Genomic DNA, 24,768 nt, shown 5'->3' on the forward strand with positions numbered 1-24,768 from the left:
CCCGCGGGTTCCTGCACTGGAGGCTTTCGTACGCAAGCGCCCGAAACCCTTCACAAGATGCGTCGTTCGCCGGTCGCGCTTTCAACGACAGCTTCTGCCAAAACCTGCCGCTCGGTCGCCGTGAAACCGTCTGGCAGCAATGCGCCCTAAATTCGGACGTTCGGCCTTGTAGCCGACGATCCCGAAAGCCGCCATTCGTTTCGCCAGCGCTCAACTGGTTCAGACCCGACATTGCGCTCACGGCCCAACAGGCGTGGCCACCATTATTTTCGGAGTGCAGCAATCAGGGCGTCCCGAGCCATGGCCACGCGCGGGTGTCGCAGCGATGAGCGTGCCCAGACGAGGTAGTAAGCGTTGCGCGGCACCGTGACCGGGGCGGGTATCTCGATCAGCGTGCAGGCAGCGCGTTCGCTGCGGGTGAGATAGCCGGGCATCACCGTCCAGCCGAGACCCGCGCACAATCCCGACCGTAGCACCCTCAGATCGGGCGCGGTCAACGCGGGCTGGCTCGTCAGCTCGATCTGGTTTGCATGGAGCCAGGTACGCAGCAGCGGTCGGTCGAGGTCGTAGGCGAGGTGGGCCGTCCGGTTGAGCCCGTCGGCAAGCGGCAATTCGGCAATCCGCATGGCCACGGCGGGCGAGGCTACGGCGCGCAGGTGCTCTTCGCCCAGCGCATGAAAGGCCAACCGCGGATCTTCGGGCTGCGAGGCGGTGACGGCTAGGTGCACCTTGTCTTCGAGCAGCAAGGCATAGAGCGCCTCGCGCCCGCCGATATGCAGGCGCAGGTCTAGCCCCGCATCCAGCAGCGGCGCCAGTCGGGGCGCAATCATCTCTCCCAGTAGGTCCGACGGCGCGGCGATGTGGACCGTGCCCGAGATGCGCGACGATCGGGCCCGCGCGCTGGCCAGTGCCGATTCCGCCGTGTCGAGGCTGCTTCCGATCGAAGCCGCGAGATCGTCGGCAATCGCTGTTGGTCGAACACCCCGCGAATGGCGATCGAACAAGGGACGGCCCAATTGCGCCTCGAGCGATGCGATGTGCTGCGACGCAGCCGGTTGGGTGATGCCGATTGCCCGGGCCGCCTCGCTCAGTGAACGACGGCGGTAGACTTCGACGAAGGTGCGCAACTGCAGGAGGGACATTCCGGTTCCATAACCGGATTTATGGCCGTCCGCCATTCGCGCTGGATTTCATGATGCCGTTCCCTGCGTATCTAAGCCGCCGAAAGGAACGATCGAAGCAAAATCGCCGCCAATTGCTCCAAGCCCTCACCGCTGTCCTGGTGGCGGGCGCGGCGCCGGCGGGTGCGTTTGCTCGTGTTCCCGACATCACTAGAAAAGGACAACTGACGATGACCCGCATTCTCATGGTGGCCACCTCCGCCGACCGCATGACTCCCGGCACCGAACCGACGGGCGTCTGGCTCGAGGAACTTACCACCCCGTACTACGCGTTCCGCGATGCGGGCGCCGAGGTTACGCTGGCCTCGATCAAGGGTGGCGGCATCCCCGTCGACCAGCGTAGCGTCAACGCCGACGGCGAGAACGACGCTTCGGTCGAGCGCTATCTGAAGGACGAGGCCCTGAAGGCCGAGGTTGCCAGCACCCTTGTATTCACAAGCATCGATCCCGCCGGCTACGACGCGCTGTTCCTGCCGGGCGGCCACGGCACCATGTTCGATTACCCCGTCAGTGACGAACTGGCCCGCCTGGTCGAACGCTTCGACCGCGAAGGCAAGATCGTCGCCGCCGTCTGCCATGGACCGGCAGGGCTGGTCTCGGCGAAGAAGGCCGATGGCACGCCCTTCGTCGCCGGCCGCCGTGTCGCGGGCTTCACGGACAGCGAGGAACGCGCGGTCGGTCTCGATCAGGCGGTGCCGTTCCTCCTCGAAACGCGTCTCAAGGAACTCGGCGGCAAGCACGAGGGCGGCCCCGATTTTGCCCCCTTCGCCCTGCGCGACGCCAATCTGGTGACCGGCCAGAACCCCGCCAGCGCTACCCTCACCGCAGAGCTCGTGATGGAAGCCCTCAAGGACAAGGTCGCCTGATCATGCGCTATCTCCACACCATGCTGCGCGTCGCCGATCCCGAGGCAGCGATCCGGTTCTTCACGCTGCTGGGTCTCAAGGAGACCCGGCGCATGGAGAACCAGGCCGGGCGTTACACGCTGATCTACCTTGCCGCCGACGAGGATTTCCGCGGCGACGGCGAGCAGGGCGATGCCGAGGTCGAACTGACGTACAACTGGCCGCCCGAGGACGGCAGCGCTGCCGAGACTTACACGGGGGGCAGAAACTTCGGCCATCTCGCCTACGGGGTCGACGACATCTACGAGACGTGCGCGCGGCTGCAAGCGGGCGGCGTGACGATCAATCGCCCCCCGCGCGACGGATACATGGCGTTCGTCCGCTCGCCGGACGGGATCTCGATCGAACTGCTCCAAAAAGGCGAACACATAGCCCCGGCCGAACCCTGGGCCTCCATGCCCAACACGGGCGCATGGTGATGGCGCGCCTGTTCGAACCGCTCGAGGTCGCGGGGCTGCGGCTTGCCAACCGCATCGTTATCGCGCCGATGTGCCAGTATTCTGCCGAGGACGGCGCGATGACCGATTGGCACCGGATGCATCTCGGCCAGTTGGCGCTGTCGGGCGCGGGCGCGCTGACGATAGAGGCGACCGCTGTCAGCCCCGAAGGTCGCATCACCTACGGTGACGTCGGCCTGTACGATGACCGTACCGAAGCGGCGATGCGAAGCGTGCTAGAAAGCGTCCGTCAGTGGTCGGACATGCCGCTCGTCATCCAGCTGGCCCATGCCGGCCGCAAGGCGAGCAGCGCCAAGCCGTGGCACGGCGGAGCGCAGCTTCCCCCCGATACGCAGAACGGCTGGCAGACCGTGGCACCCAGCGCCGTTCCCTTCGCGCCCGCCGACCATCCCCCTGTCGAACTGGACACGGCAGGGCTTGCCCGCATCCGCGAAGCCTTCGCCGATGCCGCCCGGCGCGCCGGCAGGCTCGGCATCGAAGCCGTCCAGATCCACGCCGCGCATGGCTATCTGCTTCACGAGTTTCTTTCGGCGATCTCCAACCGGCGCGGCGACGAATACGGCGGCAGCCTCGACAACCGGATGCGGTTCCCGCTGGAAGTGTTCGATGCCGTGCGCGAATCGTTTCCGGCCGACCGCCCGGTGACCGTTCGCGTTTCCGGGACTGACTGGGTTGAAGGCGGCTGGACAGCGGAAGAAACCGCAAGGTTTGCGCAGGAACTGGAGCGGCGCGGTTGCGCGGCGATCCACGTCTCCGGCGGCGGGCTCGACCCGCGCCAGCAGATCCCGGTCGGCCCCGGCTATCAGGTACCGCTGGCCCGCACGGTCAAGGACGCGGTCGCTATGCCTGTAATCGCTGTCGGCTTGATCACCGATCCGCACCAGGCGGAGCGCATCCTAGAAGACGGGCATGCCGACGCCATAGCGATTGCCCGCGCTGCGCTGTGGGATCCGCGTTGGCCCTGGCACGCCGCCGCCGCGCTTGGTGCATCGGTCAAGGCGCCCCCGCAATATTTCCGGTCCGAGCCTCACGAAGTGGGCCGCATTCTCAAGGAAATGACGCCATGAAAGTCTCCGTCAAACTGCTTCTGGCCGCTGGCGCTGCCCTCTCGCTTGCCGCCTGCGCGACGACCCGGGAGGGTGCATCCGCGCCCCGGATCGAACAGGTCGCGACCTTCGATGGCGCGATGCCGACTGGCGTGACCGTCGCCCCCAACGGGCGCATCTTCGTCAACTTCCCGCAATGGGGCGACAACGCGCCGTTCACGGTTGCCGAGCTGGTCGACGGCAAGGCGGTGCCTTATCCCGACGCCGCGACCAACCGGCCCGATCCGGCCGACCCGGCGGGGCATTTCATCTCGGTGCAGAGCGTGGTGGCAGACGGCGCCGATCGCCTGTGGGTGCTCGACACAGCGGCGCCCAAATTCTCTCAACCACGGGCCGGCGGTGCAAAGCTGGTGGCGATCGATCTTGCGACCAACCGGGTGGTGAAGACGATCGTCCTGCCGCCCAGCGTGGTGCTGCCCACGACCTACCTCAACGACGTGCGCTTCGATCTGCGGCAGGGTGCTGAGGGCGTCGCCTATATCACCGACAGCAGCAACGCCGGTGTCGGCGGCATCATCGTCGTCGATATCGCCAGCGGGCGTGCGATCCGGCGACTGTCGAACCATGAGACGACCAACCCCGAGCCCGGCTTCACCCCGGTTGTCGACGGCGCGGTGCTCATGAACCGCCCGGCCGACGGCCCCGCGACGCCGGTCGAGATCGCCAGCGACGCAATTGCGCTCAGCGCCGACGGCAGCCTGCTGTATTACGGTCCGCTGTCGGGCCGCACGCTGCACGCGGTGCCCACGGCGTTGCTGCGCGATCCCGCGGTGTCCGAGGATGAGTTGGGCCGCGCGGTCCGCAGCTTGGGGCGCAAAGGCGCTTCGGACGGGATTGCCGAAGACGACCGGGGCCGCGTGTTCGCCGGCGATTACGAGAACAACGCAATCCGCGTGCTCGAACAAGGCCGCTGGACGATGGTGGTCAGCGACCCCCGCATCAGCTGGCCCGACACACTGTCGATCGGCATGGACGGCTATCTCTACTTCACCGCCAACCAGCTCCACCGCCAGCCCGGCTTCCACGGCGGGCAAGACCTGCGCCGCAAGCCCTACGAGCTGCTCCGCATCAAGGTGGGCGCCGGGCCCGTCCTCTTGCGCTCGCAGTGATCCCATCAGGCCGGGCAGGCCCGCGCTGGGCCGCGATCCGGCGAAAAATCAACAACTGACTTGAAGGAATACAGTCATGACCAAGGGTATCGAGGGCAAGGTCGTTCTTATTACCGGCGGCAGTAGCGGCATCGGCGCGGAAACCGCGCGTCTTCTCGCGGAGCGCGGCGCCAAGGTGGCCATCGCCGCGCGGCGCAAGGACAGGCTCGACGAGGTCGTCGCGGACATCGCCGCAAATGGCGGCACGGCACGTAGCTACGCGCTGGACGTGACCGACAAATCGGCGGTCCAGTCCGTTGTCGCCGCAATCATTGCCGACTTCGGCCGCCTCGACGTGCTGATCAACAATGCCGGGCTGATGCCGATCCGTCCGATGGCCGAGGTCAACACCGACGAGTGGGACCAGATGATCGACGTCAATCTGAAGGGTACGCTCTACGGCATCGCGGCGGCCCTTCCCGGTTTTCTCGAGCAGGGCAGCGGTCACATCATCAACTTGAGCTCGGTTGCGGGCATCAAGGTCTTCGCACCGGGCGGCACGGTCTACTCCGGCACCAAGTTCGCCGTCAGCGCGATCAGCGAGGGCTTGCGCCACGAGGTGGGGGAGAAGGTCCGGGTCACATCAATCGAGCCAGGAGCTGTCGAAAGCGATTTGAAGTTCACGACCTCCGGCACGGCTGCCGAGACGGTGCTGGACTTCTACAAGCAGGCCATCCCGGCGGCATCGGTGGCGCGTGCTATCGCGTTCGCTGTCGAACAACCTGATGACGTCGACGTCAACGCGATCGTCATCCGGCCGACCGCACAGGAGTTCTGATTTCGACGAGGAGGCGGGGCCGCGTGTGCTCCGCCTCATAGGAAACATACCGGCCCGCTCGTCCGTTACCTTGCCGAATAATATCTGTCCGTTTCACTTGAGGAATAAATTATGCCCAAACTTGCCCTGTATGTACCGCTGAAGGCCAAGCCCGGAAAAGAGCGCGATGTCGCCGATTTCCTGACCTCGGCATTGCCGCTCGTTCAAGCTGAGGCGGGCACTCTGACCTGGTATGCGATCGAGGAAGGTCCCGGTGCGTACGCGATCTTCGATACGTTCGACACTGAGGAGGATCGGCAGGCCCATCTTGACGGCAAGGTTGCCGCCGCACTGATGGACAAGGCAGAAGAACTGTTTTCCGAACCGCCGCAGATTCACAAGTTCACCCTGCTGGCCGCGAAATAGCGGAGCGGTCGGCACCCTAAGCTGCCGCTTAACTGCAGGGTAAGGCTCGTGTTGAGTAGCCCCTAGGCGGCGTGGACAAATTCCACGTCGCCCTCGCGCTGAGCTATGACTGCGGCGTTTGCCGAAATCGCCGTTTGATTTAGAATAGCAAGATGCATTTCCGAACGCTCCGCATTGACGTGTCCGCCCGCGTGATTGGCGTGTGGGCGCTGGCGCTGGCGCTACCCGGTCTAATGTTTGGCTCTCTCATCGTTGTGATAGCTACATTCTCTGTACCCTTTTTGATTGCTGCCACTGTCCTTTCCCTCTGGTTTGGGGCCTCGATCCTGCGTCGCCCGATACCTTGGTGTCTGGCAGCGATAGCCGTTCCGCTATTTGGCGGCTGCGTGATTTTTGGTCGGGCAGGTTTGTTGTCTCTGGTCATAGCCGTGCCAGCAGCCTGCTATTTCGTTGCGTCGCTTCGCATCATTCCACCGACACAAAGATACCAGATTGACGTAGCCTCCAGCCGCTGATTCAAGGCTGCTTTTTGGAGGCAGGCTTGAGCAGGGGTGATCTCACTGAGGCGGAATGGCGCGTTCTGAAGGGCTTGCTGCCAATCGAGCCTGAGAACCGTAGCCGAGGCAGGCCGCCTGAGCAGAACCGCTCCATCATCAACGGCATTCTCTGGCGGCTCCGCTGCTGAGCGCCATGGCGCGATGTCCCGCCCAAGTATGGCAGTTGGAACACCATCTATCGCCGGTTCCGGCGGTGGAGTGAAGCCGGAGTCTGGGAGGCCGTTGCCGTAACGTTGGCCGAGATCATGGCCGACAGCGGCCTTTACAGCATCGACAGCAGGACAGTCCGCGCCCACGTTTCGGCCGCGGGCGGAAAAGGGGGACTCATCGACGCGCTCTTGGCCGCTCGCGGGGCGGGTTCACCAGTAAACTTCACTGTCTGGCTGATGCCCTTGGACGGCCAATCGCCTTCCACCTGACGGGCGGCGAGGCGGCAGATTGCAAGGCGTATGATGATTTGATCGACCTGCCTGAGCAGGCACCCGACGCATTCCTTGCCGATAAAGGCTACGATGCGGATGCCATCCGCACCGATCTTGCCGAACGAAAGATCAAGGCCGTCATCCCTGGCCGGTCAAACCGCCGTGTGAAGATCGAGTATGATCGAGCGCTCTACAAACAGCGCAATCGGATCGAGCGCATGTTCGGCCAACTCAAGATCAACCGCGCCATCGCCACCCGCTACGACCAGCTTGCCAACAGCTTCCTCGGCATGGTCCATCTCGCCACCGCAAGATACTGGCTCAAATTTGTCCACGCCGCCTAGTTTTCTGGGCGCCTTCTATCCTAATTTTGAGGACAGGAGACGACGATGGGAAGGGTAATTTCAGCGATGAGTTCAAGCGCGATGCGGTGGCCCAGATCACCGAGCGCGGGTATCCGGTGGCGGAGGTTTCACAGCGGCTCGGTGTCAGCCCGCACTCGTTGTATGCCTGGAAGCGTCAGCTTGCGGATGTGTTGTCAGGCGATGCCAGCAAGGATGCCCAGATCCGCCAGTTGAAGCGCGAGCTGGCCCGGGTGACCGAGGAGCGCGACATTCTAAAAAAAGGCCACCGAGGTTTTGGCTCGAGATGCAAAGTGAGATAAGCGTTCATTGCCGAGCATCGCGATCGTTTTGGCGTGCGAGCCATGTGCCGGTGCCTCGCTGTGCAACCCAGTGGCAACTATGCCTGGCAAAAGAACCCTCTGAGCCAGCGGGCTCGGGAAGAGGTCCGGCAGACCGATCTGCTCCGCAAAGCCTGGAACGACAGCGGCAAGGTCTATGGCTACGCAAGCTGCATGATGACCTGCTGGATCACGGCGAGACTTGCTGCCCGAACCGCGTTGCCCGCTTGACCAGGCTGGCGGGCATCAGAGCCCAGGTCGGCTACAAGCGCAGGCCCGGCAGCTACGGCGGCAAGCCGTCCTCGGTGGTCGACAACACGCTAGATCGGCAGTTCGATGTTGCTGCGCCAGGACGTGTTCGATTACATCGAGATGTTCTACAACCCGGTGCGCAAGCAGGTCAGGAACGGGATGCTGTCGCCCGTCGAGTTCGAACGGCAGCAGATTGTGAAAGCGGAAGGCGTCTAGAAAACTAGGGGCTACTCAGTTCACTATCGCGCCGGCGCCTGCTTCCATCATGTGCGGCATCATCCCCATGCAGCCCAGGAAGGTTCCGTCGAGATTGACCGAACATACCCGGCGGCAATCGGCATAGGTGGTCTGGAGCTAACCTTGGACCACATCGCCTTCGATGACTGCGGCGTTGACCAGGACATCGATCCGCCCCTCATCATCCAGAGCGGTTTGTGCGACCTGCGCCCAGGCGCTTCCGTCGCTGACGTCGTGACGAATAAAGCGGGCGCCGATCGCTTCGGCCAATCTCCGTCCCGCGTTGTCCGCGATGTCTGTCATCACGACTGTCGCGCCCTCGCTCGCAAGCCGCGCCGCGGTTGCGCCGCCGAGCCCGCCGGCCGCGCCGGTGACGATCGCCACCTTGCCCTCGAACCGAGCCATTAGTCCTATCCCAGATTGAAGCCGCGGTAGTCGGCGGCGGCGATCTCGTCGCATGTGGCGCGGTAAGGTCCGCATCCGCCGACGTAAGGCATAAATACCTTGCGGCCATCGCGCGTACGCCCGTGATACCAGCTGTCGGCGCGCGGAAAGAGTGTTTGTTGCGCGATCTCGTGAACGTGATCCATCCAGTCGCGCTCGGCCTCTTCGGTCGCTTCAATGGTAGCCTTGCCCGATGCCCGCATGTCCGTGAGACAGCGCGCGATCCACTCGACGTGCTGTTCGATCGAAACGACAACGTTGCTGAGCACGGAGGGGCTGCCGGGGCCGGTTATCGTAAACAGATTGGGAAAGGCCGGTACTGCGAGACCCAGATAGGCGTGCGGCCCGTCGGCCCATTCCTCGCGGAGCGACTTGCCCTCAAGTCCCCTGATGTCGATTGCTTTTATTGCCCCGACGCAGGCATCGAACCCGGTGGCGAATACGACGACTTCGGCGGAATAGTGGTGGTCTGTCGTCCAAATGCCATACGCAGAAAACCCCGTCACGGGCTCCTCACGGACGTCAACCAAGGCGACGTTGGTTCGATTGATTGTCTCATAAAAGCCGATCTCCGAGCACATGCGTCGCGAACCGAGCGGGTAGCCCTGAGGAGTTATCTTGCGGACCTTGTCGGGATCATCGATAGTTTCGGCGATCTTTCGTCGGGCAAATTCAGCAGCGTGCGCATTGGACTCCTCGTCGACGAGCAAATCCTCATATGCGAGCAGCAACCCCGCGGTCCCTGCGTTCCATTGTTCGTTGAAGCGCTGCTCGCGTTTGTCGGGTGTGTCATCCTTAGCGGCGCCGGGACGCGGAACGTCGAAGAACCCGAGAAAACCCTGCCGCGCCGCCTCCCGCCGCGCCGGAAGGGTTGCTCGGCTCTGTCGCCATTCGTCCTCATTCAACGGACGGTTGTTCGCCGGAACGGCGAAGTTGGGCGTCCGCTGGAAAACGGTGAGTTGGCTCGCCTTCTGGGCGAGCGGAGGCGTAACCTGAATGCCTGAAGAGCCGGTGCCGAAGAGTGCGACTGCCTTGCCTTCGATGTCGACCCGGGCGTCCCATTTTGCGGTATGGAGGATCGCGCCTTTGAAATTCTCGATGCCCGGAAGCTCGGGCGTCTTGGGGGCGGACAGGGCGCCCGTGGCGAGAATCAGATGTTGCGAAAGGTAGCCATTGCCCTGGTCCGTATCGACCCGCCACAGCTTCATCGCGTCGTCCCACACGGCCGCCGTGACTTTTGTGTCGAACGTTATGTCTTTCTTCAAGTCGAACCGGTCGGCGACGTACTCGAGATACGTCAGGATCTCGGGCTGCGCTGCATAGCGCTCGCTCCAGCGCCATTCATTTTCGAGTTCGGAGGAAAACGAATATGAGTACTCGATGCTCGGCACGTCGCAGCGCGCACCGGGATAGCGATTCCAGTACCAGGTTCCGCCCACCCCGGAGCCCGCTTCCACCACATGTGCTTGGAAGCCTGCTTCGCGCAACTTGTGCAGCATGTAGAGACCGGCGAAACCGGCACCGACGACGATCACGTCGAACTGGCGCAGCCCACTCACTTGCCGCGCGCCTTGACCGAGCGGCGTAGAAATTGCCCTGCTTCTTCGATCGCCACGCGGCCTTCATCCAGTAGAAACGCGAATGCTTGCCATACGTGGATCATTTCCGGCCAGATATCGAGCCGCACTGACGTTCCCGCCGTACCGGCCCGTTCGGCGAGCTTGACCGCGTCTCCGAGCAGGATTTCCGCCGAGCCCACCTGGATCATCAGCGGCGGCAGACCTGACAGGTCGGCATGTACCGGAGAGGCCAGTGGGTGCGTTGCGTCGGTGCCTGCGAGGTACACCCGGGCCATCGCTTGCAGACCTGCGGCCGTTAACGATGGATCTGCGTCGGCTTTGCTCGTCATCGTCACACTGGCGCATGCGAGATCAACCCAGGGCGAAAGTAGGACCGCCGCTGCCGGTAGGGGAACCTGGTCATCACGCAGCTTTACGAGCGCGGAAACGGCAAGGCCGCCGCCTGCGGAGTCGCCACCGAAGACGATTCGGCGGTGATCGACCCCTTGATCCAGCAAAGCCCGATAGGCCGCCGTGGCATCTTCCACGGCCGCCGGAAATGGCTCCTCCGGGGCAAGCCGATAATCGACCGAGAATGTCTGAACGCCGGCCGCGCGGCCGAGGTCAGCTGCCAGCCCGCGATAGCCTCGCGCGCTCCCGGCGGCGAACGCTCCGCCGTGAAAGTAGAGAAGGGCGCCCTTGTTCGCTGGACTTGTCGGGCTGTGCAGCGTCCGCACGCCCCCCAGCTCGATTTCCGAAAATGTCAGGTCCTCGGAGACGGGCATCGACGCCAGCAGATCTTCGAAGTCCGCTCTGGCCTTGAGCGGGTCGCCCGAAAAGTCGGGGCCGCCTTGCCGCATGCCGGCGATGAGTTGTTGTAGGAGATCGTTCATGGTCTTCGACATCCCGGTCTTTGAAGAGGGGTGGCAAAGCCGCGGCGGTATCGCCGTGGCCCGAGGAAACGTGTCGCTATTCCGAACCGATCACCAGCACCGGCTTGATTACAAGGCCGCTTTCGCTCGCTTCTATCGCTTCGTTGATCCGCTCGAAGGGGAAAGTCTTAATCAGGCGCTCGTAGGGGAAGCGCCCCGCAAGATGGTGCTCGATTAGCTCGGTCAGGAAGCCCTCGCCGTTGCTGTCCCCGCCGAGAATGCCTTTCACTGTGCGTCCACCGCCCATAAACTGGGCTTCGTTGAATGTCAGGGTATCGGCCGGGCTGGAGGCGCCGACGATGCCGACGATACCCTTTGGTGCGAGCAGGCCCCACGCCTGCTCGATCACAGAGTTGATACCAGTGGTATCCAAGGCGTAGCCCAGTCCTTGGGGGCACAGCTCGCGGATACGGGCGGGCGCGTCGTCGGCCGCATTGAAGGAGTGGGTAGCGCCGAGTTCGCGCGCGAGGGCGAGGCGATCGCCGTTCACGTCCACGGCGATGATCGGATCGGATCCGGCGATCCTGGCAGCCATAATCGCCGCGATGCCGACGGTGCCGGTGCCGAACACTGCGATCGGCAGACCCGCACGCACTTCCATTGCGCGCAGCACGGCGCCAGCGCCGGTCATCAGGCCACAGCCGATCGGCGCGAGCCGTTCGAGGGGAATAGCGGCGGCGCTCACCGGAACTCTTACTACGTTGCGCTGGTGGGCGATGGCATAGGTCGCAAAAGCGGACTGGCCGAAGAAATTGGCGTTCATCGGCTCGCCCGCCAGGGTCATGCTGGGCGTTCCGTCGGCGCGCGTGCCGCACCAGTTGTGGGGGAAGAAGTTGTAACAATACGTCGGCGCCTCGGCGTCGCAGCTCGGGCACTCCCCGCAGGAATTGAAACTCATGATCACTCTGTCGCCCGGGGCGGCGGCGGTGACCGCGCTTCCCACGGCCTCGACGATCCCCGCGCCTTCGTGGCCCAGCACCACCGGTAGCGGCACCGGCAACTGTTCGTCGCGCACCGCGAGATCTGTGTGGCAGATACCGCAGGCAACAATTCGGACCAGCAGCTCGTCGGATCGTAGAGCGGCCAGTTCGACCGGCTCAATGGTAAAAGGACGGTCGTGGCCGCGGCAGATGGCGGCCCGCGCGAGAGTGGTCATGGGATCAACCTAGAACCTTGACGAGTGGTGTAAAAGCAAATGTACCGCCATTTCCATTCCGGTTAGCCGGCTGTCCGTCGTCAGAACATTTGGCGCAACTCGCGGCGTAGATTAGCGGAGTGCGGGCCTCGTCGCCTTCGACCCTGCCCAGCGAGAGCGGCGCCAAACGATGGACGCAGCGATCTTCGAGCGCGACCGGGCTTCCGTCCGTCTTCGCGTAGATCACGATCGGATCGCCAAGCAGAGTCGTGGCGATTATGCCCTTCTCTTCGAGTTCGCTCGTGTAGGCTGCGACATACCAGGCGTCGCGAAGTGTTTCAGATGGCGTCATTTTCGCTGCTCCATCCTCTGCCAGATTAGAACCGTAGCCGGGCGGTCAGATAATATTCGCGCGGCCGCGACCAGGTGACGCTGGTGGCACCGATGGCATCGACCTGCGTGCCGGTGATGATGTAACGGTTGTTGGTCAGATTCTGGACGCCGGCAACCAGTTCAAGCGCCTTGTCCTCACGCGTCCAGCGGATATTCGCACCGACCAGATTCTGCTCCCCCGAGAAGAGCAAAGGCGTGTTGACCGCATCGCGGGCCTGATTGCTCTTGTACGAATAGTCGCCGTGTACGGTGATCGTACCGCCTGCGGCTTCGAACAGGTCGATGTCCGCAGCCGCGCTTGCCGACCATTTGGGCGTGTTGACGAACGAATTGTTGAGACCGAAGCTCACATCCGGATCAAGCTTGGTATATTTCGCATCGATATAGCCAAGGCTAGCGGAGAGGCGAACGCGCTCGATCGGCACCGCCTGCAGTTCCGCTTCGAAACCCCGGATACGCGCCTCGCCCGCATTTTCGATGAAAGGCGAGATGCCGCGGACGACGGTAACCTGGAGGTCGGTATAGTCGGTCGAGAAGGCCGCGAGATTGAGCTGCAGGCGGCGATCGAGGAACTGCGACTTGAGACCGACTTCATAGGTCTTGGCCTCTTCCGGTCCGAAGCGCGGCGCGACGTTGCCGGGCGTCGGGATTGAAAGACGCGTGGTATAGCCGCCCGATTTGAACGCTTCGGCGAAGGAAGCATAGACCATGATGCGGTCGGTGATCCTGTACTCGGCGCCGACGCGCATCGAAAAATTATTATAGGTGTCGCGCTGCACGCCGAGCGGATAGATCCGCGTCGGATCGTTCGGATCGGGAAGTTGTCCGGGCGTGAAGAGCCCGAGCTTCAGCAGCGACAGGTTGAGGTCGGACTGACCGGCTTCGAAGACCTTCTTGTCCTTGGTATAACGGCCGCCGAGCGTGATGCTCAGCGCATCGGTGATGTTGAAGCTGTTGTGCGTGTAGATCGCATAGGACTTGTTGGTGTTGCGGTAGGGGCCGAAAAACTGCCCGAGGCCTTCAGAAATATAGGCATTCTCGAAATTGGAATTCTTCTCGTAGAAATAATAGGCGCCCACAACCGATTTCAGACGATTGTCGAAGGCATCAATCGTCAGTTGCAGTTCCTGCGAGAATTGCTTCTCCGCAAGTGCCGCCATCGTCGTCGCGATCATGATCGGCGAGCCGTCGAGATCGTTGGCGAGGAGCGAGTCAACCTTGCGATATCCGGTCGTCGACTTGAGCGCGATATCTTCCGACAGGCGAAGGTCGACAACGCCGGTTACCGACCAGGTTTCGACGTCCGACAGGTTGCCGCCATTGCCATAAGTCGTGTCGATGTTGTCGGTGATGAACTGATCGCCGAATACGAGGCGCGGATTCGCGTTGGCGAAATTATATCCGGCAAGCCCCGGCAGCGGTGCCGCGCCCGGCACGCCGCCGCCACGAGGACCGCAGATCGGCCCCAGAAAGGCGAGCGGACCACCGGGATTGAACACCAAACCAGGAGCCGAGATGCAGGTATTATATACCGCGGCATAGGTCGGCGCCGGAGCGAGCGGGTCCGTATCGGTTGCCACCAACGTGATTGGCGACGACTGCTCTTTCGACTTGGCATAGTCGCCGGCGATCTTGAGCGTCAGGTCGGGCGAGGCCTCCCAAAGCAGTTTGCCGCGAAACACGAAATTGTCGGTGCTGCCGCGCCGGTTCTCTTTGTTTCGCGGGATGATCCCGAAATTATACTCGTCGCTGACCCCCGTATCGCCGGGGAAGGGGATGATCTTCTGGTAGCCCTTCTGGCTGCGGCTCGAGAAGGAGAATTGCGAGCGCAGCGTGTCGGCAATCGGAATGTCGACGGTCCCGCGCAGTTCGAACCGATCGCGGCTGCCGTAAGTGGTCTCGCCGCGGAACGCGAACTCCTCGGCCGGATCGCGCGTAACAACGCTGATAGCACCGCCAATCGTGTTGCGTCCAAAAAGCGTGCCTTGCGGGCCCTTGAGGATTTCGATGCGCTCGATGTCGAGCAGGTCGACATTGGCGCCGATCGAGCGGGCCAGAATGACGCCATCGAGATAGACACCGACGCCCGGCTCGAGGCTCGAAGAAAGATCATTCTGCCCGATACCACGGATGAAGCCGGTCAGAATCTGCGACGACGAAACGATCGGCGCACTCGATTCCAGCTGCACGTTGGGCGCAAAGTTCGAGATTTCGGCGACCGACCTGACACCGCGCCCTTCGAGCGCATCCGACGTCACCGCCGTTATGGAAATCGGAACGTCCTGGAGGTTTTCAGAGCGCTTCTGGGCGGTGACTACAATGTCGGCAACGCCGACATTGTCCTGCGCGTCTTCGCCTTCGGTTTCCTGCGCTGCCGCCTGGCCGGTGAGCGACAGGCAAAGCGCCAGGGCCGCTCCCGACAGCCCGATATTCCGCCGCGTGGCTGCGTTGAAGTTAGCACGCATATTTGTCCTCCTGATCGTTTATGTTCTTGTTGGATATCCGCCCATCACTCGGCAACGTGCTGGATGTCGCCTGCGCCCGCGGCCTCGCCCGCGATGAGGGCGTCCATGACGCGGCGCGCCTGGACCGCAGCCGAATCCTGCGGCAGCAGCAGCGGGCGCATGTCCCAGAAGTTGCGGCCGGCCATTCTGTCCCTGACGGCCCGGACCATCGGCTCGTCCTCGGTTGAAAAGGCTTGCACGACGGCGGCTTCGATAGCCGCGGTCATGCCCGGAACATCTTCGTTGTAGTTCCGGAACATCTTCCAGAAATAGTAGGAGCTCCCCTCGGTCGAGGGCACGACGATCTGCACACTCGACAGAATCCGGCCGTCCTCTTTCCGGCCCCCTGTGGCGACGATGCCGGCGTCCATCGAAAAGACGCCCGGCGGATCCCAGCGCATGTTCGCCCAGTAGTCGACGATGTCGTCGGGACCTGCGGCCTCGGTCGCCTGGAAGACGAAAGCCGGCGGTGCTTCCGGCATCAAGCGGTTGGACTGGATGCGATTTCCGGTCTTCTTAACCGACGTGATGTCTTTGGTGCCCTGGGCCGCGCCAAGCGTCGCAGGATGAAGATAGGCCGCGTGGCTGAGATCGAGCAGATTGTCGACGATGAGGTCGATCGGCAGGTCCATCGTCATCATATGCGCGCCGGTGAACGCGTAGCTTGACTCGTGGAGTTCCGGAAAGCGCGGGATCGTCGAGATGTCCGCGGGTTCCCCCGCCCCCATCCAGACCCATACAAGCCCGTCGAGTTCGACGACGTGATAGCGGCGGAGGCGTGCTGCCTTCGGCGTCGCACCATTGCCATGAGGGTTATGGACACAAGCGCCGCCGGCATCGAAACGGAGCCCGTGATAGCCACATTGCACGACGTCATCGACGAGCGAGCCGAGATGCATGGGTGCAAAGCGATGCGGGCAGGTGTCGCTGAGCGCCGCCACGTCGCCGGAGAGCTGGCGATAGAGGACAAGATGGTCCCCCGCGATCGTCCGCGGCGTCAGGCTGCGTCCGATCTGTTCGGACCAGGCGACCGTGTACCAAAGTTCACGTGCAAAGGTCATGGCCGACCCACTCCTCTCCATGCCGACACGTTCTTCGGCGTATACCCGACTTCGCGTCGGATTGATGTTTTGTCTATTCCGACTTATGGCGACAGTAGAAATAGCTGTCAAGAGGTCGTATTGACGGCTCGTGGAATCCGACTAGAATTGGACGGATGCAGCATATGGGACGAGGAAGGGTTTGTCGGGAAAGCCAGCCGAAACCGCGCGCGCCGCTGAATATCAACCTCGAACGACGCGCTCAGATTGGTCAGGAGAAACGGGCCCGGACCCGCGCTGCGTTGCTCAATACCGCCTTTACCCTGCTCGGCCGCGAGAATGGACGAAACACGCGAATCGAAGAGATTTGCGGCGAGTCGGGCGTTTCTCGAGCCACATTCTACAATTATTTCAACAATATGGATGAGGTGTTCAGCGCCCTGTCCGACGAACTGAACCATGATTTCAACCGCGCCGTCACGCGAATCATCTCGGCGCTTCCGACCGCTGCGGAGCGCGCTAGCGCCGCTGTCCGCTATTATCTCGAGCGTGCCCTGCATGACCCTAAATGGGGTTGGGCCATGGTGAACATCAGCGCGGGTGGTCCAATCTTCGGCCAGGATACCTATGAGCACGCGCAGGCCACTGCCGGCGAAGGCATCGCGACCGGAGAATTCGAGATTCCGGGGCCGCACACCGGCCGCGACATCCAGCTCGGGACCACCCACGCCGCAATGATTACCCAGCTGCGCAACCAGCCGTCGCCGACATTCGCCGCATCGATCGCGCGTCATGTGCTGCTCGCCCTCGGCGTGCCCAAGGCGCGTGCAGATGAGGTCGTCGCGCAAGACCTGCCCGATCCGCTTCCCGGCGATTTCTGACCGCGCCTGCGGCGTCCGTCTGTCTAAAGCCTCAGCCAAAGCGTCAGCGCAATTGCGCCGGCGACGTTCGCCTGCGCCCGCATTTCCGGGCTTTCGCATCTATCGCTTGACGGACAGCCTTGCGATGAATTAGTCGTATTAGACATAACATCAATACGACTCATGGGGGAAGCTTCATGGCGACTGCGCCGCAATCGACCGGAATTGATCGCGCCGTAAGCGCGGATGATCGATGGAAACTACACGATCTCGTTAGCGAGCACTGGGCTCGCGTTGACCGAATTTCCTCAGGCTGCGCCTCCGAATTCTACGAGGCTGACGCGACGATGCGCATCGGGACCCTCGTCCGCGACGGCCAGACTTCGATCTCGGAATATTTCGCCGATCGGCGGAATCAGGAGGATGTATCGGGACGCCGTACCCGTCACGCCATCTCCGGCCTCTTCGTGAGCGCCACCGACGCGGATGCGTGCGCGCTGCGCTTCCTCGCGGTCGTTCATGCGGGGACCGGCGACCTGCCTTTTTCCTCGGGACCGCCGACAACGATCGCCGACTTCACCGCCAGCTGTCGCCGCCAGTGCGACGGTCGCTGGCTGATCACCGACATTCAGGCCGCCGTGATTTTCGTCGGTCCCGGCGCAGCCAGTCACGCAAAATAGGAGAAAGAATATGGCGAGTACCGCCGCTCAGAATGCCAAGGCCTATGTCGCTTGCGTTCCGCACGTTCCCATCATCTCGATGCAGGAACGCGAACAAAATCCGGGGCTGTGGCAGGCCTATGATGCTAGCGTCGCCGAGTTCGAAGCCTTCGATCCGGACGTGGTTATCGTGTTCGGCGGCGATCATTATTCGCATATCCATCTCAAGCTCGCCCCGACCTTCATGGTGGGGCACCTCGCCGAGGCGGGCGACGATTGCGGTGGAACCCCCGGCAAGCTCAACGTCCCCATGGACCTGTCGACAGGCCTCGCGGAGGCACTCATCGACGACGGCTTCGACATCGCGACCTCCTACGCGATGAAGGTCGATCACGGCTTTTCCAACGTTCTCGGCTTCTTCCTGCGCGGGGACATCGGCGCGAGGCCGGTTATTCCCGTCCACATCAACAGCCTCTCGAAACCGCGCCCGACGTTGAAGCGCTGTCGCCAGCTTGGCGAAGCGGTCGGCCGTTGGGCGCGCAACACCGGAAAGCGGGTCGCGTTTCTCGGATCGGGCGGGCTTTCGCACGAGACAGCCTTCATCTTCCCGCAATATGAGACCGCGCCGAACGAGGAAGTGCGCACCTTCATCGTCCATGGCGGCGGCGCTGGACCGATTTCGGATCAGCAATGGCACGGCGACATCGAGTCCGAGATGATCAAGCTTTCGGCCGACCTGGTCAGCGGCGAGTTCAAGGCACCCTGGATCAACAAGAAGTGGGACGAGAGCTTCCTGAAAACGCTCGAAGCCGGCGATCTTTCGGCCTTCGACAGCTGGACCGACAAAGATATTCTTGAAGCGGCGGGCTACGGGGGCGGGGAGGTCCGGATGTGGTTGGCCGCTGTCGCCGCCGGCCAGCAAGCGGGCGCACAGCCGCTCCGCGTCGACTACTATTCGGAAGACACTACTATCGCCGTCGGCGTCGGGGTCGCACATTCGCAGCTGGTAGCGGCCTGATGACCACCCCTCCGATCCTGCTCCTCCACGGTTGGGGCGGCTCCTTCGCCTCCTCGTTCGAGGCGCATGGATGGACCGCCGCCCCAGCGGCCGCCAACAGGACATTCATCCGGATGGATCTGCCCGGGCATGCCGATCCGGATGCGCCGCTGGATCCCGCTGCCTATGCCGACCTCGCGGCTTCGGTTGCCGCGAGGCTACCTCCCGAACCTGTCGACATCGTCGGCTATTCGCTCGGGGCGAAAATCGCGCTGGCACTAGCGATCGCAAGCCCGGACAAAGTGCGGCGGCTCGCCCTGTTCGGGATCGGCGACAATCTGTTTGCGCCTGAGCCGGCGGCAGATGTCATCGTAGAGGCGTTGGAGCGGGGCGTGACCGCCGATACACCCGCCCTCGCGAAGGGCTTGGTGGAAGATTCCCGAGCGAGCGGCTCAAACCCGCTGGCGCTTGCCGCCGTGCTTCGTCGTCGCCCCAATCCGGTTGTCGACGCGACTGCGCTTGCAGACCTCGCCTCGCGCACGATGCTGATCAACTCGTCCGACGACAGGGTAGCACAGCCGGACGAACGGCTCCGCATCGCAATGCCGGGCTTGACCTACGTCCAGCTGAACGGCCCGGGCCACGTCGCTCTGCCTGGCGATGCCGACGTGCGGCGGCTCAGTACAGAATTTCTCAGGGTCGATGCGCCGCATAGCGGCGACGTCCCCGATCGCAAATGAGAAATCAGGAGGATGTCCGTGGCCTTTATTCGTAATTGCTGGTACGGCGCAGGATGGGGCGAGGATATTTCGCGCGACTTTCTTTCGCGCATGATCCTCGGCGAGCAGATTCTTTTCTACCGAAAGGAAGATGGGACGCCCTGCGCGATGGCGGATCTGTGTCCGCACCGCTTCGTTCCGCTCAGCATGGGCAAGCTCGTCGGCGACACAGTAGAATGCCTGTACCACGGCCTCGCATTCGACTGCTCTGGCGCTTGCGTGAACAACCCGCATGGCAATGGACTTATACCAAGGACCGCGAAGGTGAAGACCTATCCGGTGGCGGAAAAATGGGGCCTCGTATGGATCTGGATGGGCGATCATGAGTTCGCCGATCCCGAGACTATCCCCGATTATCACTGGCTGACCGACCAGAAGTATCGGCAGGTCCATGGCACGATCAAGCTCGAAGCCAATTATCTGCTGGTGATGGACAATCTCACCGACCTCAGCCACGCGGGCTTTGTCCATGAGAAGACGCTCGAACCGCGGGAGATCGCGACGGCGAGCTATGAGGTAGCCGAGAAGGACGACCAAGTCTGGACGCGCCAATTCGTCCCGTCGATGCCCGTCCCGCCGCTCTTCACGATGGTCAAGGGCTTCACCGGCCAGATGGATCATTGGCTAGAGATGCGCTGCGACCCTCCCGGCTGCATGATCACCTTTTACGGCGTCACCGAGCCAGGCAAGACGCGCGAGGAAGGCTGGGGCACCTATAATCCCAATATCATCACCCCGGAAACCGAGTCGACCACCCATTATTTCTGGGCCATCGCGCGCGATTTCGACCTCGACGACGATGCGATGAGCGAGGCATTCGCCGAGGGCGCGGGTTATGCTTTCGAACATGAGGACCGGCCAGTCATCGAAGCGCAGCAACGCGTCCTAAACGGCCGCGAGCTGATGGATATGAAGCCGGTACTGCTCCAGAACGACCAAGGGTCGGGCCGCGCGCGGCGCATCATTGAACGGCGGCTGCGCGAAGCCGCGGCCGGTCCGGCAAAATCCATGGAGGTAGCAGAATGACCGACGCGTCCGAAATGCCGGTGCGAGCGCCGACGCTCTATAACTGGCAAGATATTCCGCGGGAATATGTTCGCCCTGGTATCGAGCGCGCCGGTCTGGGCGGCGAAGGCGTCGTTTGCCAGTTCGGCTGGGTCGAACCCGGCGCCGCCCTTCGGCCCCACAAGCATGATCATGAGCAGATCGTCATGATCCTCGAAGGGGACTGCATCTATCATGTGGGTGGCGTGCCGCACCAATGCACGCGCGGCAGCTTTGTGCGCGTCCCGGCCCACACTGAACATTATATCGAGGTTACCGGCACCGAAACGGTCCTGAACCTCGATATCTTTGCGCCGGTCCCGCCCGAATATGCGCATCTGCTCGATCATCAGCGTCCGGAATGGCGAGGGTGAGCAGGCGCGCGTCATTCCCCGAGCGACTGCGTGACAGGACGCCGCTGACTGGCGTCTTCCAGAAATTCCCGCACCATCAGGTGACGGAGATACTCGCGATGTCCGATCTCGACTTCGCAGTTCTGGATACCGAGCATGCGCCGTTCGACCCGAGCCAGGTCGACGGTTGCATGCTGGCGGGCATGGCGTGCGATTTTCCGCTCCTCGTCCGCATCGCCAGAACGGACGCCGACGCGGTGCTGAGTGCACTCGATATGGGCGCGACGGGTGTCTTCGTGCCGCATGTCGACACTCCGGCCAAAGCGGCGAACGCGGCGCGCTTCGCTCGCTATACAGGCGGTACCCGGGGGTTCTCCCCATCGACGCGTGCCGGTGGATATGGCAGTCGTGGCCTCAAACCCTATATGGATGCTGCCGATCGCAACGTGCTCGTGATCGCGCAGATCGAGGACGCGTCCGCGCTTGGGTGGCTGCCGGCGATTGCGGCGACCCCTGGTATCGACGCACTGTTCATCGGACGCGCAGACCTCGCGGCGTCCTTCGGTTGCGACTGGAGCGACCCGAAGCTCGACGAGGCGACAGCTCGCATCGCCCAAAGCGCGGCTGACGCCGGCATCGCTTGCGGCGCCTATCTCGCAGACCCTGCCCAGGCGGCGCGCTATCGCAGCATGGGCATTTCATTTCTCCTCGCCGGGTCGGATCAGGGTGCGCTTCGCCAGGACGCGAACCGGCTTGCCGCCGCGATGGCTCCCGACGAAGAATAGGGAACAAGATCATGAAGCGGGCCGAAAAGGTCATCATCACCTGCGCCGTCACGGGAAGCATCCATACGCCCTCGATGTCGCCGCATCTTCCCGTGACACCCGCCCAGATCGCGGCCGAAGCGGTCGCGGCGGCTGAGGCCGGTGCAGCGATGGTCCACCTCCATGCGCGCGACCCCGAGGACGGGCGCCCCGATCAGACCCCCGAGCGATTTCTGGAGTTCTTGCCCGCCATCAAGGCGCAGTCCGACGCGATCCTCAATATCACGACCGGGGGTGGCCTCGGCATGACCCTCGAACAGCGGTTGGCGCCGGCGCTCGCGTGCAAGCCCGAAGTTGCGTCCATGAACATGGGCTCGTTCAACTTCAACATCTCCGGTGCCGCGGGCAAGCGCACCGAGTTTCTGCACGATTGGGAACAGCCCTATCTCGAAGGGACGAAGGATCTGATCCTCTCAAACACGTTCAAACAAATCGACTATGGCATGCGGGAGATGGGTGCCAACGGCACACGCTTCGAGTTCGAATGTTACGACGTCGGCCATCTTTACAATCTGGCGCATTTTGCCGAGCAGAAGCTCGTTGAGCCGCCCTTCTTCGTCCAATGCGTCTTTGGGATTCTGGGCGGTATCGGCCCGGATCCGGAGAATCTCCTCCACATGCGCGCGACGGCTGACCGGCTGTTCGGCGACGACTATTATCTTTCCGTTCTCGCCGCCGGACGCCACCAGATGCCGTTCGTGACGATGAGCGCCATATTGGGCGGCAACGTGCGCGTCGGCCTCGAAGACAGCCTCTATGCCGGCAAGGGAAAGCTGGCGACGAGCAACGCGGAGCAGGTCGCGAAGATTCGGCGAATCCTTGAGGAATTGAGCCTTGAAATCGCAACGCCTGCCGAAGCACGCGCGATGCTAGCAACCAAAGGCCGCGACAATGTCGGCTTCTGACAGTCCGCTCGCGCTGAGCGTCGAGGATGGTGTGGCGACGCTCCGGCTGTCGCGGCCCGATGCGGGGAACGCAATCAACCTCGAAATGGCGGAAGCCTTGGCGGGGATCAGCGTGGAGGTTGCCGCGCGCGACGATATTCGCTGCGTATTGTTGACGGGTAGCGGGCGTTTTTTCTGCGTCGGCGGGGATATCGGCGCATTTCGTGCTGCTGGAGATGCAGTGCCGCAATTGCTCGAGAAGATTACCGCATCCCTGCACGATGCCATCGCCCATTTTGCTCGCATGCCCAAGCCCCTGGTCGTGGCGGTCAACGGCGCAGCCGCCGGCGCAGGCCTTAGCCTTGCGGCACTTGGTGACATCGTTATTTCGGCGCGCTCGGCGAGCTTCACCATGGCCTATACGGGCATCGGACTGACACCGCATGGCGGCGCAACCGCCATCCTCCCACGGCTGATCGGATTGCGGCGGACGCAGGAACTGGCGTACACCAACCGGCGGCTCGGCGCCGATGAGGCGGCGGCGATCGGCCTCGTCACCGAAGTCGTCGACGACATCGAACTCGAGGAAAAGGCCGCCGCGGTGGCTCAACGGCTTCGCAACGGCCCGGTATCGGCGTTCGCGAATATCCGCTCGCTCCTCATGTCGGGCCTGCCTCTTGAAGAGCAGATGGACCTCGAAGGCCGCACGATCTGCAACGCGGCGGGTTCGCCAGAGGGACGCGAGGGCATTTCCGCCTTCCTCGATAAGCGCCGCCCCGTCTTCAGCTAATATGCCCTCGTTCCGTTTTCGCTCCTGAAAGGCCACTCATGCACATCCTCTTTGTCGTAGCGCACCCAGAGCCAAACAGCTTCACAGGCGCCCTTCTCGAGAAGGCAAAGGCGGTTGCCGCGGAAGCGGGCGCCAGCTTCGAAGTGTCGGACCTCTATGCCGAGAAGTTCGATCCGGTCCTGGGTCGCGGCGACTTTTCGACGGTCTGGAATCCGGACTACTTCAGCGTTCAGGACGAACAGGCAGCTGCTGAGCGATCGGATGCATTCTCCGATGATATCGGCCGCGAGCAGGCGCGCGTCGCAAAGGCGAACCTGATCGTCTTTCTCTTCCCACTCTGGTGGGGTGGTCCGCCCGCGGTCGTCAAAGGCTGGTTCGATCGCGTCATGTCCTACGGCTTCGGCTATATGGACGGCGCGCGCTACGAACGGGGGCTGTTCCGGGGGCGGCATGCCATGCTCTGCATTCCGACCGGCGGCACGGCCGACCGCTTCACTGACGCTGGCACATACGGCTCGATCGAACGGGTCCTGTGGCCTTTGAAGCATTGTGCGCTGGCCTATATCGGTTTGACGCAGCTCGACGACTTCATTGCCTATGCGACCCCGCGAGTCGATGCAGCCCAGCGCGCCGCTTATCTGGAGGCCTGGGGAGCTCATCTTCGCGCTGGCGTTGACCGCGCGCGCCGCGAGGCTGCTCCGCAACCTCTGGTCCGTGGCCATGTCGGCGTCGCGCCGCTCGCCTTCGAACCGCATGTCACCAGTGCCTGACGGATGGCAGCCCGTCCGTGAGCGGCCCACGGCGGCGCGCCGTCGGTCTCACCAATAGAATGCGGAAACAGTCGAAACCCGACGATGTACTCTTGGCGAGCGGCTAATCTCCGGCATTCATGCAGACACGACTCGTCGAATATTAGCTTGCGCTGCACCGCGAACGCCATTTTGCGAGTCCGGCCGCTTGTTGCCACGTGTCGCAGCCGACCTTGTCGGCAGGCATTGCGATGTTCGAGACTCAGCTTGGCAAGCAGCTCGTTCACCGCGTCCGCTAATATGTCGGACTGACGCCCGAAGGCGAAGCGATCCTGCCGTGGGCACAGCAGCTCGTCGCCGCCGCAGAGGCGATGGGCCAGGTTTCGTGTACGGCGCGCGGTCCGCTCAAGGGCGAATTGCGGCTCGGAGCGATTCCTGCTTCGATGCCGGCTACAGGCTACCTCGTAGAAGCCGTGCGCGCCCGTTTTCCGGAGCTCAATGTAAAGCTGCGAGCACTGACCTCGCGGCTAATTGAGCGTGAGCTTTACTTTATCGGCTGGCATTGGGGCAGCCGAACCAAGAAGACTTGGTCAATCACCTCGCGAGGGGGAGTGACAATAAGATCGCCGCGATGAGCGAGCTGGACACCCGCAAAAACCGATGGAGTTTCGGTGTCGATGGTGATTCATTG

27 protein-coding genes and 2 pseudogenes are annotated in these 24,768 nt (G+C 62.8%); 21 read left to right on the forward strand and 8 right to left on the reverse strand.

Annotation, left to right across the window (positions count from 1 at the left end):
* Window positions 1–263 precede the first annotated feature (263 nt).
* A complete protein-coding gene (locus AX703_RS13755) occupies window positions 264–1,142 on the reverse strand; it encodes a LysR family transcriptional regulator (protein WP_062344839.1) in 879 nt (292 codons plus the stop codon).
* 209 nt (window positions 1,143–1,351) lie between these two features.
* On the opposite strand from AX703_RS13755, the gene AX703_RS13760 reads away from it, so the two are divergent.
* From AX703_RS13760 to AX703_RS28925, 10 genes and pseudogenes are all read left to right on the forward strand, one after another.
* The gene (locus AX703_RS13760; protein WP_062344840.1) at window positions 1,352–2,047 is read left to right on the forward strand and encodes a type 1 glutamine amidotransferase domain-containing protein; all 696 of its coding nucleotides are present in this window, start codon (window positions 1,352–1,354) and stop codon (window positions 2,045–2,047) included.
* Entirely contained in the window at window positions 2,047–2,505 is a 459-nt protein-coding gene (locus tag AX703_RS13765) for a VOC family protein (protein ID WP_062344842.1), read from the forward strand. Before AX703_RS13760 ends, AX703_RS13765 begins: the two co-directional genes overlap by 1 nt.
* Window positions 2,505–3,611 carry an NADH:flavin oxidoreductase/NADH oxidase gene (locus tag AX703_RS13770; protein WP_369821023.1) on the forward strand — a complete coding sequence of 369 codons (1,107 nt, stop codon included), beginning with the start codon at window positions 2,505–2,507 and terminating at the stop codon, window positions 3,609–3,611. The genes AX703_RS13765 and AX703_RS13770 overlap by 1 nt, the downstream gene beginning before the upstream one ends.
* Complete coding sequence (locus AX703_RS13775; RefSeq protein WP_062344846.1) at window positions 3,608–4,759, forward strand: L-dopachrome tautomerase-related protein; 1,152 nt, start codon at window positions 3,608–3,610, stop codon at window positions 4,757–4,759. Before AX703_RS13770 ends, AX703_RS13775 begins: the two co-directional genes overlap by 4 nt.
* A 76-nt stretch (window positions 4,760–4,835) precedes the next feature.
* A complete protein-coding gene (locus AX703_RS13780) occupies window positions 4,836–5,576 on the forward strand; it encodes an SDR family oxidoreductase (protein ID WP_062344848.1) in 741 nt (246 codons plus the stop codon).
* Between the two features lie 111 nt (window positions 5,577–5,687).
* Window positions 5,688–5,981: a putative quinol monooxygenase gene (locus tag AX703_RS13785; protein ID WP_062344850.1), complete on the forward strand. Its 294-nt coding sequence runs from the start codon at window positions 5,688–5,690 to the stop codon at window positions 5,979–5,981.
* 589 nt (window positions 5,982–6,570) lie between these two features.
* Window positions 6,571–6,702 (forward strand): annotated as a pseudogene (locus AX703_RS28920) (transposase); the annotation flags it as partial.
* Window positions 6,703–6,749: 47 nt separating this feature from the next.
* Complete coding sequence (locus AX703_RS26665) at window positions 6,750–7,304, forward strand: IS5 family transposase (protein ID WP_369821024.1); 555 nt, start codon at window positions 6,750–6,752, stop codon at window positions 7,302–7,304.
* Window positions 7,305–7,330: 26 nt separating this feature from the next.
* Window positions 7,331–7,998: pseudogene (locus AX703_RS26670) on the forward strand (transposase); the annotation flags it as partial.
* 16 nt (window positions 7,999–8,014) lie between these two features.
* Window positions 8,015–8,110, forward strand: a complete 96-nt coding sequence (locus tag AX703_RS28925) for a hypothetical protein (RefSeq protein WP_369821025.1) — start codon at window positions 8,015–8,017, stop codon at window positions 8,108–8,110.
* Window positions 8,111–8,248: 138 nt separating this feature from the next.
* Here the strand turns inward: AX703_RS28925 and AX703_RS13805 are convergent, their stop codons facing one another.
* The 7 genes from AX703_RS13805 to AX703_RS13835 all read right to left on the reverse strand — a co-directional run bounded on the left by AX703_RS13805 (window position 8,249) and on the right by AX703_RS13835 (window position 16,159).
* Window positions 8,249–8,536: an SDR family NAD(P)-dependent oxidoreductase gene (locus AX703_RS13805; protein ID WP_062344853.1), complete on the reverse strand. Its 288-nt coding sequence runs from the start codon at window positions 8,534–8,536 to the stop codon at window positions 8,249–8,251.
* A 5-nt stretch (window positions 8,537–8,541) separates the two neighbouring features.
* Window positions 8,542–10,134: an NAD(P)/FAD-dependent oxidoreductase gene (locus AX703_RS13810; RefSeq protein WP_197423720.1), complete on the reverse strand. Its 1,593-nt coding sequence runs from the start codon at window positions 10,132–10,134 to the stop codon at window positions 8,542–8,544.
* Window positions 10,131–11,027, reverse strand: a complete 897-nt coding sequence (locus AX703_RS13815; RefSeq protein WP_156452062.1) for an alpha/beta hydrolase — start codon at window positions 11,025–11,027, stop codon at window positions 10,131–10,133. The genes AX703_RS13810 and AX703_RS13815 overlap by 4 nt, the downstream gene beginning before the upstream one ends.
* A 76-nt stretch (window positions 11,028–11,103) precedes the next feature.
* Window positions 11,104–12,222 (reverse strand): NAD(P)-dependent alcohol dehydrogenase, encoded by a 1,119-nt coding sequence (locus tag AX703_RS13820; RefSeq protein ID WP_062344858.1) that lies wholly within the window; start codon window positions 12,220–12,222, stop codon window positions 11,104–11,106.
* Between the two features lie 4 nt (window positions 12,223–12,226).
* On the reverse strand, window positions 12,227–12,553 hold the full coding sequence (locus AX703_RS13825; RefSeq protein WP_062344860.1) for a Rieske 2Fe-2S domain-containing protein: 327 nt from the start codon (window positions 12,551–12,553) through the stop codon (window positions 12,227–12,229).
* A gap of 25 nt (window positions 12,554–12,578) precedes the next feature.
* Entirely contained in the window at window positions 12,579–15,059 is a 2,481-nt protein-coding gene (locus AX703_RS13830; protein WP_062344862.1) for a TonB-dependent receptor, read from the reverse strand.
* 44 nt (window positions 15,060–15,103) lie between these two features.
* On the reverse strand, window positions 15,104–16,159 hold the full coding sequence (locus tag AX703_RS13835; RefSeq protein ID WP_062344863.1) for an aromatic ring-hydroxylating dioxygenase subunit alpha: 1,056 nt from the start codon (window positions 16,157–16,159) through the stop codon (window positions 15,104–15,106).
* A gap of 155 nt (window positions 16,160–16,314) precedes the next feature.
* On the opposite strand from AX703_RS13835, the gene AX703_RS13840 reads away from it, so the two are divergent.
* From AX703_RS13840 to AX703_RS28680, 11 genes are all read left to right on the forward strand, one after another.
* Window positions 16,315–17,019, forward strand: a complete 705-nt coding sequence (locus AX703_RS13840; RefSeq protein ID WP_082734588.1) for a TetR/AcrR family transcriptional regulator — start codon at window positions 16,315–16,317, stop codon at window positions 17,017–17,019.
* 176 nt (window positions 17,020–17,195) lie between these two features.
* Window positions 17,196–17,678, forward strand: coding sequence for a nuclear transport factor 2 family protein (locus tag AX703_RS13845; RefSeq protein ID WP_156452064.1), 483 nt, complete (start codon window positions 17,196–17,198; stop codon window positions 17,676–17,678).
* Window positions 17,679–17,688: 10 nt separating this feature from the next.
* Window positions 17,689–18,675 carry a hypothetical protein gene (locus AX703_RS13850; protein ID WP_062344870.1) on the forward strand — a complete coding sequence of 329 codons (987 nt, stop codon included), beginning with the start codon at window positions 17,689–17,691 and terminating at the stop codon, window positions 18,673–18,675.
* Window positions 18,675–19,394 (forward strand): alpha/beta fold hydrolase, encoded by a 720-nt coding sequence (locus tag AX703_RS13855; RefSeq protein ID WP_062344872.1) that lies wholly within the window; start codon window positions 18,675–18,677, stop codon window positions 19,392–19,394. The genes AX703_RS13850 and AX703_RS13855 overlap by 1 nt, the downstream gene beginning before the upstream one ends.
* Before the next feature lie 12 nt (window positions 19,395–19,406).
* A complete protein-coding gene (locus tag AX703_RS13860; RefSeq protein WP_082734589.1) occupies window positions 19,407–20,459 on the forward strand; it encodes an aromatic ring-hydroxylating dioxygenase subunit alpha in 1,053 nt (350 codons plus the stop codon).
* A complete protein-coding gene (locus tag AX703_RS13865; RefSeq protein WP_062344876.1) occupies window positions 20,456–20,851 on the forward strand; it encodes a cupin domain-containing protein in 396 nt (131 codons plus the stop codon). Before AX703_RS13860 ends, AX703_RS13865 begins: the two co-directional genes overlap by 4 nt.
* A complete protein-coding gene (locus AX703_RS13870) occupies window positions 20,848–21,615 on the forward strand; it encodes an HpcH/HpaI aldolase/citrate lyase family protein (protein WP_197423721.1) in 768 nt (255 codons plus the stop codon). The genes AX703_RS13865 and AX703_RS13870 overlap by 4 nt, the downstream gene beginning before the upstream one ends.
* Before the next feature lie 11 nt (window positions 21,616–21,626).
* Complete coding sequence (locus AX703_RS13875; protein WP_062344880.1) at window positions 21,627–22,559, forward strand: 3-keto-5-aminohexanoate cleavage protein; 933 nt, start codon at window positions 21,627–21,629, stop codon at window positions 22,557–22,559.
* Window positions 22,546–23,328, forward strand: a complete 783-nt coding sequence (locus tag AX703_RS13880; protein ID WP_062344882.1) for an enoyl-CoA hydratase/isomerase family protein — start codon at window positions 22,546–22,548, stop codon at window positions 23,326–23,328. The genes AX703_RS13875 and AX703_RS13880 overlap by 14 nt, the downstream gene beginning before the upstream one ends.
* Before the next feature lie 38 nt (window positions 23,329–23,366).
* Window positions 23,367–24,098: an NAD(P)H-dependent oxidoreductase gene (locus tag AX703_RS13885; RefSeq protein ID WP_062344884.1), complete on the forward strand. Its 732-nt coding sequence runs from the start codon at window positions 23,367–23,369 to the stop codon at window positions 24,096–24,098.
* A gap of 152 nt (window positions 24,099–24,250) precedes the next feature.
* A complete protein-coding gene (locus tag AX703_RS28680) occupies window positions 24,251–24,376 on the forward strand; it encodes a LysR family transcriptional regulator (protein ID WP_255355065.1) in 126 nt (41 codons plus the stop codon).
* Window positions 24,377–24,768 lie beyond the last annotated feature (392 nt).

Source organism: Novosphingobium sp. CCH12-A3 (assembly GCF_001556015.1).
Classification (GTDB): Bacteria; Pseudomonadota; Alphaproteobacteria; order Sphingomonadales; family Sphingomonadaceae; genus Novosphingobium; species Novosphingobium subterraneum.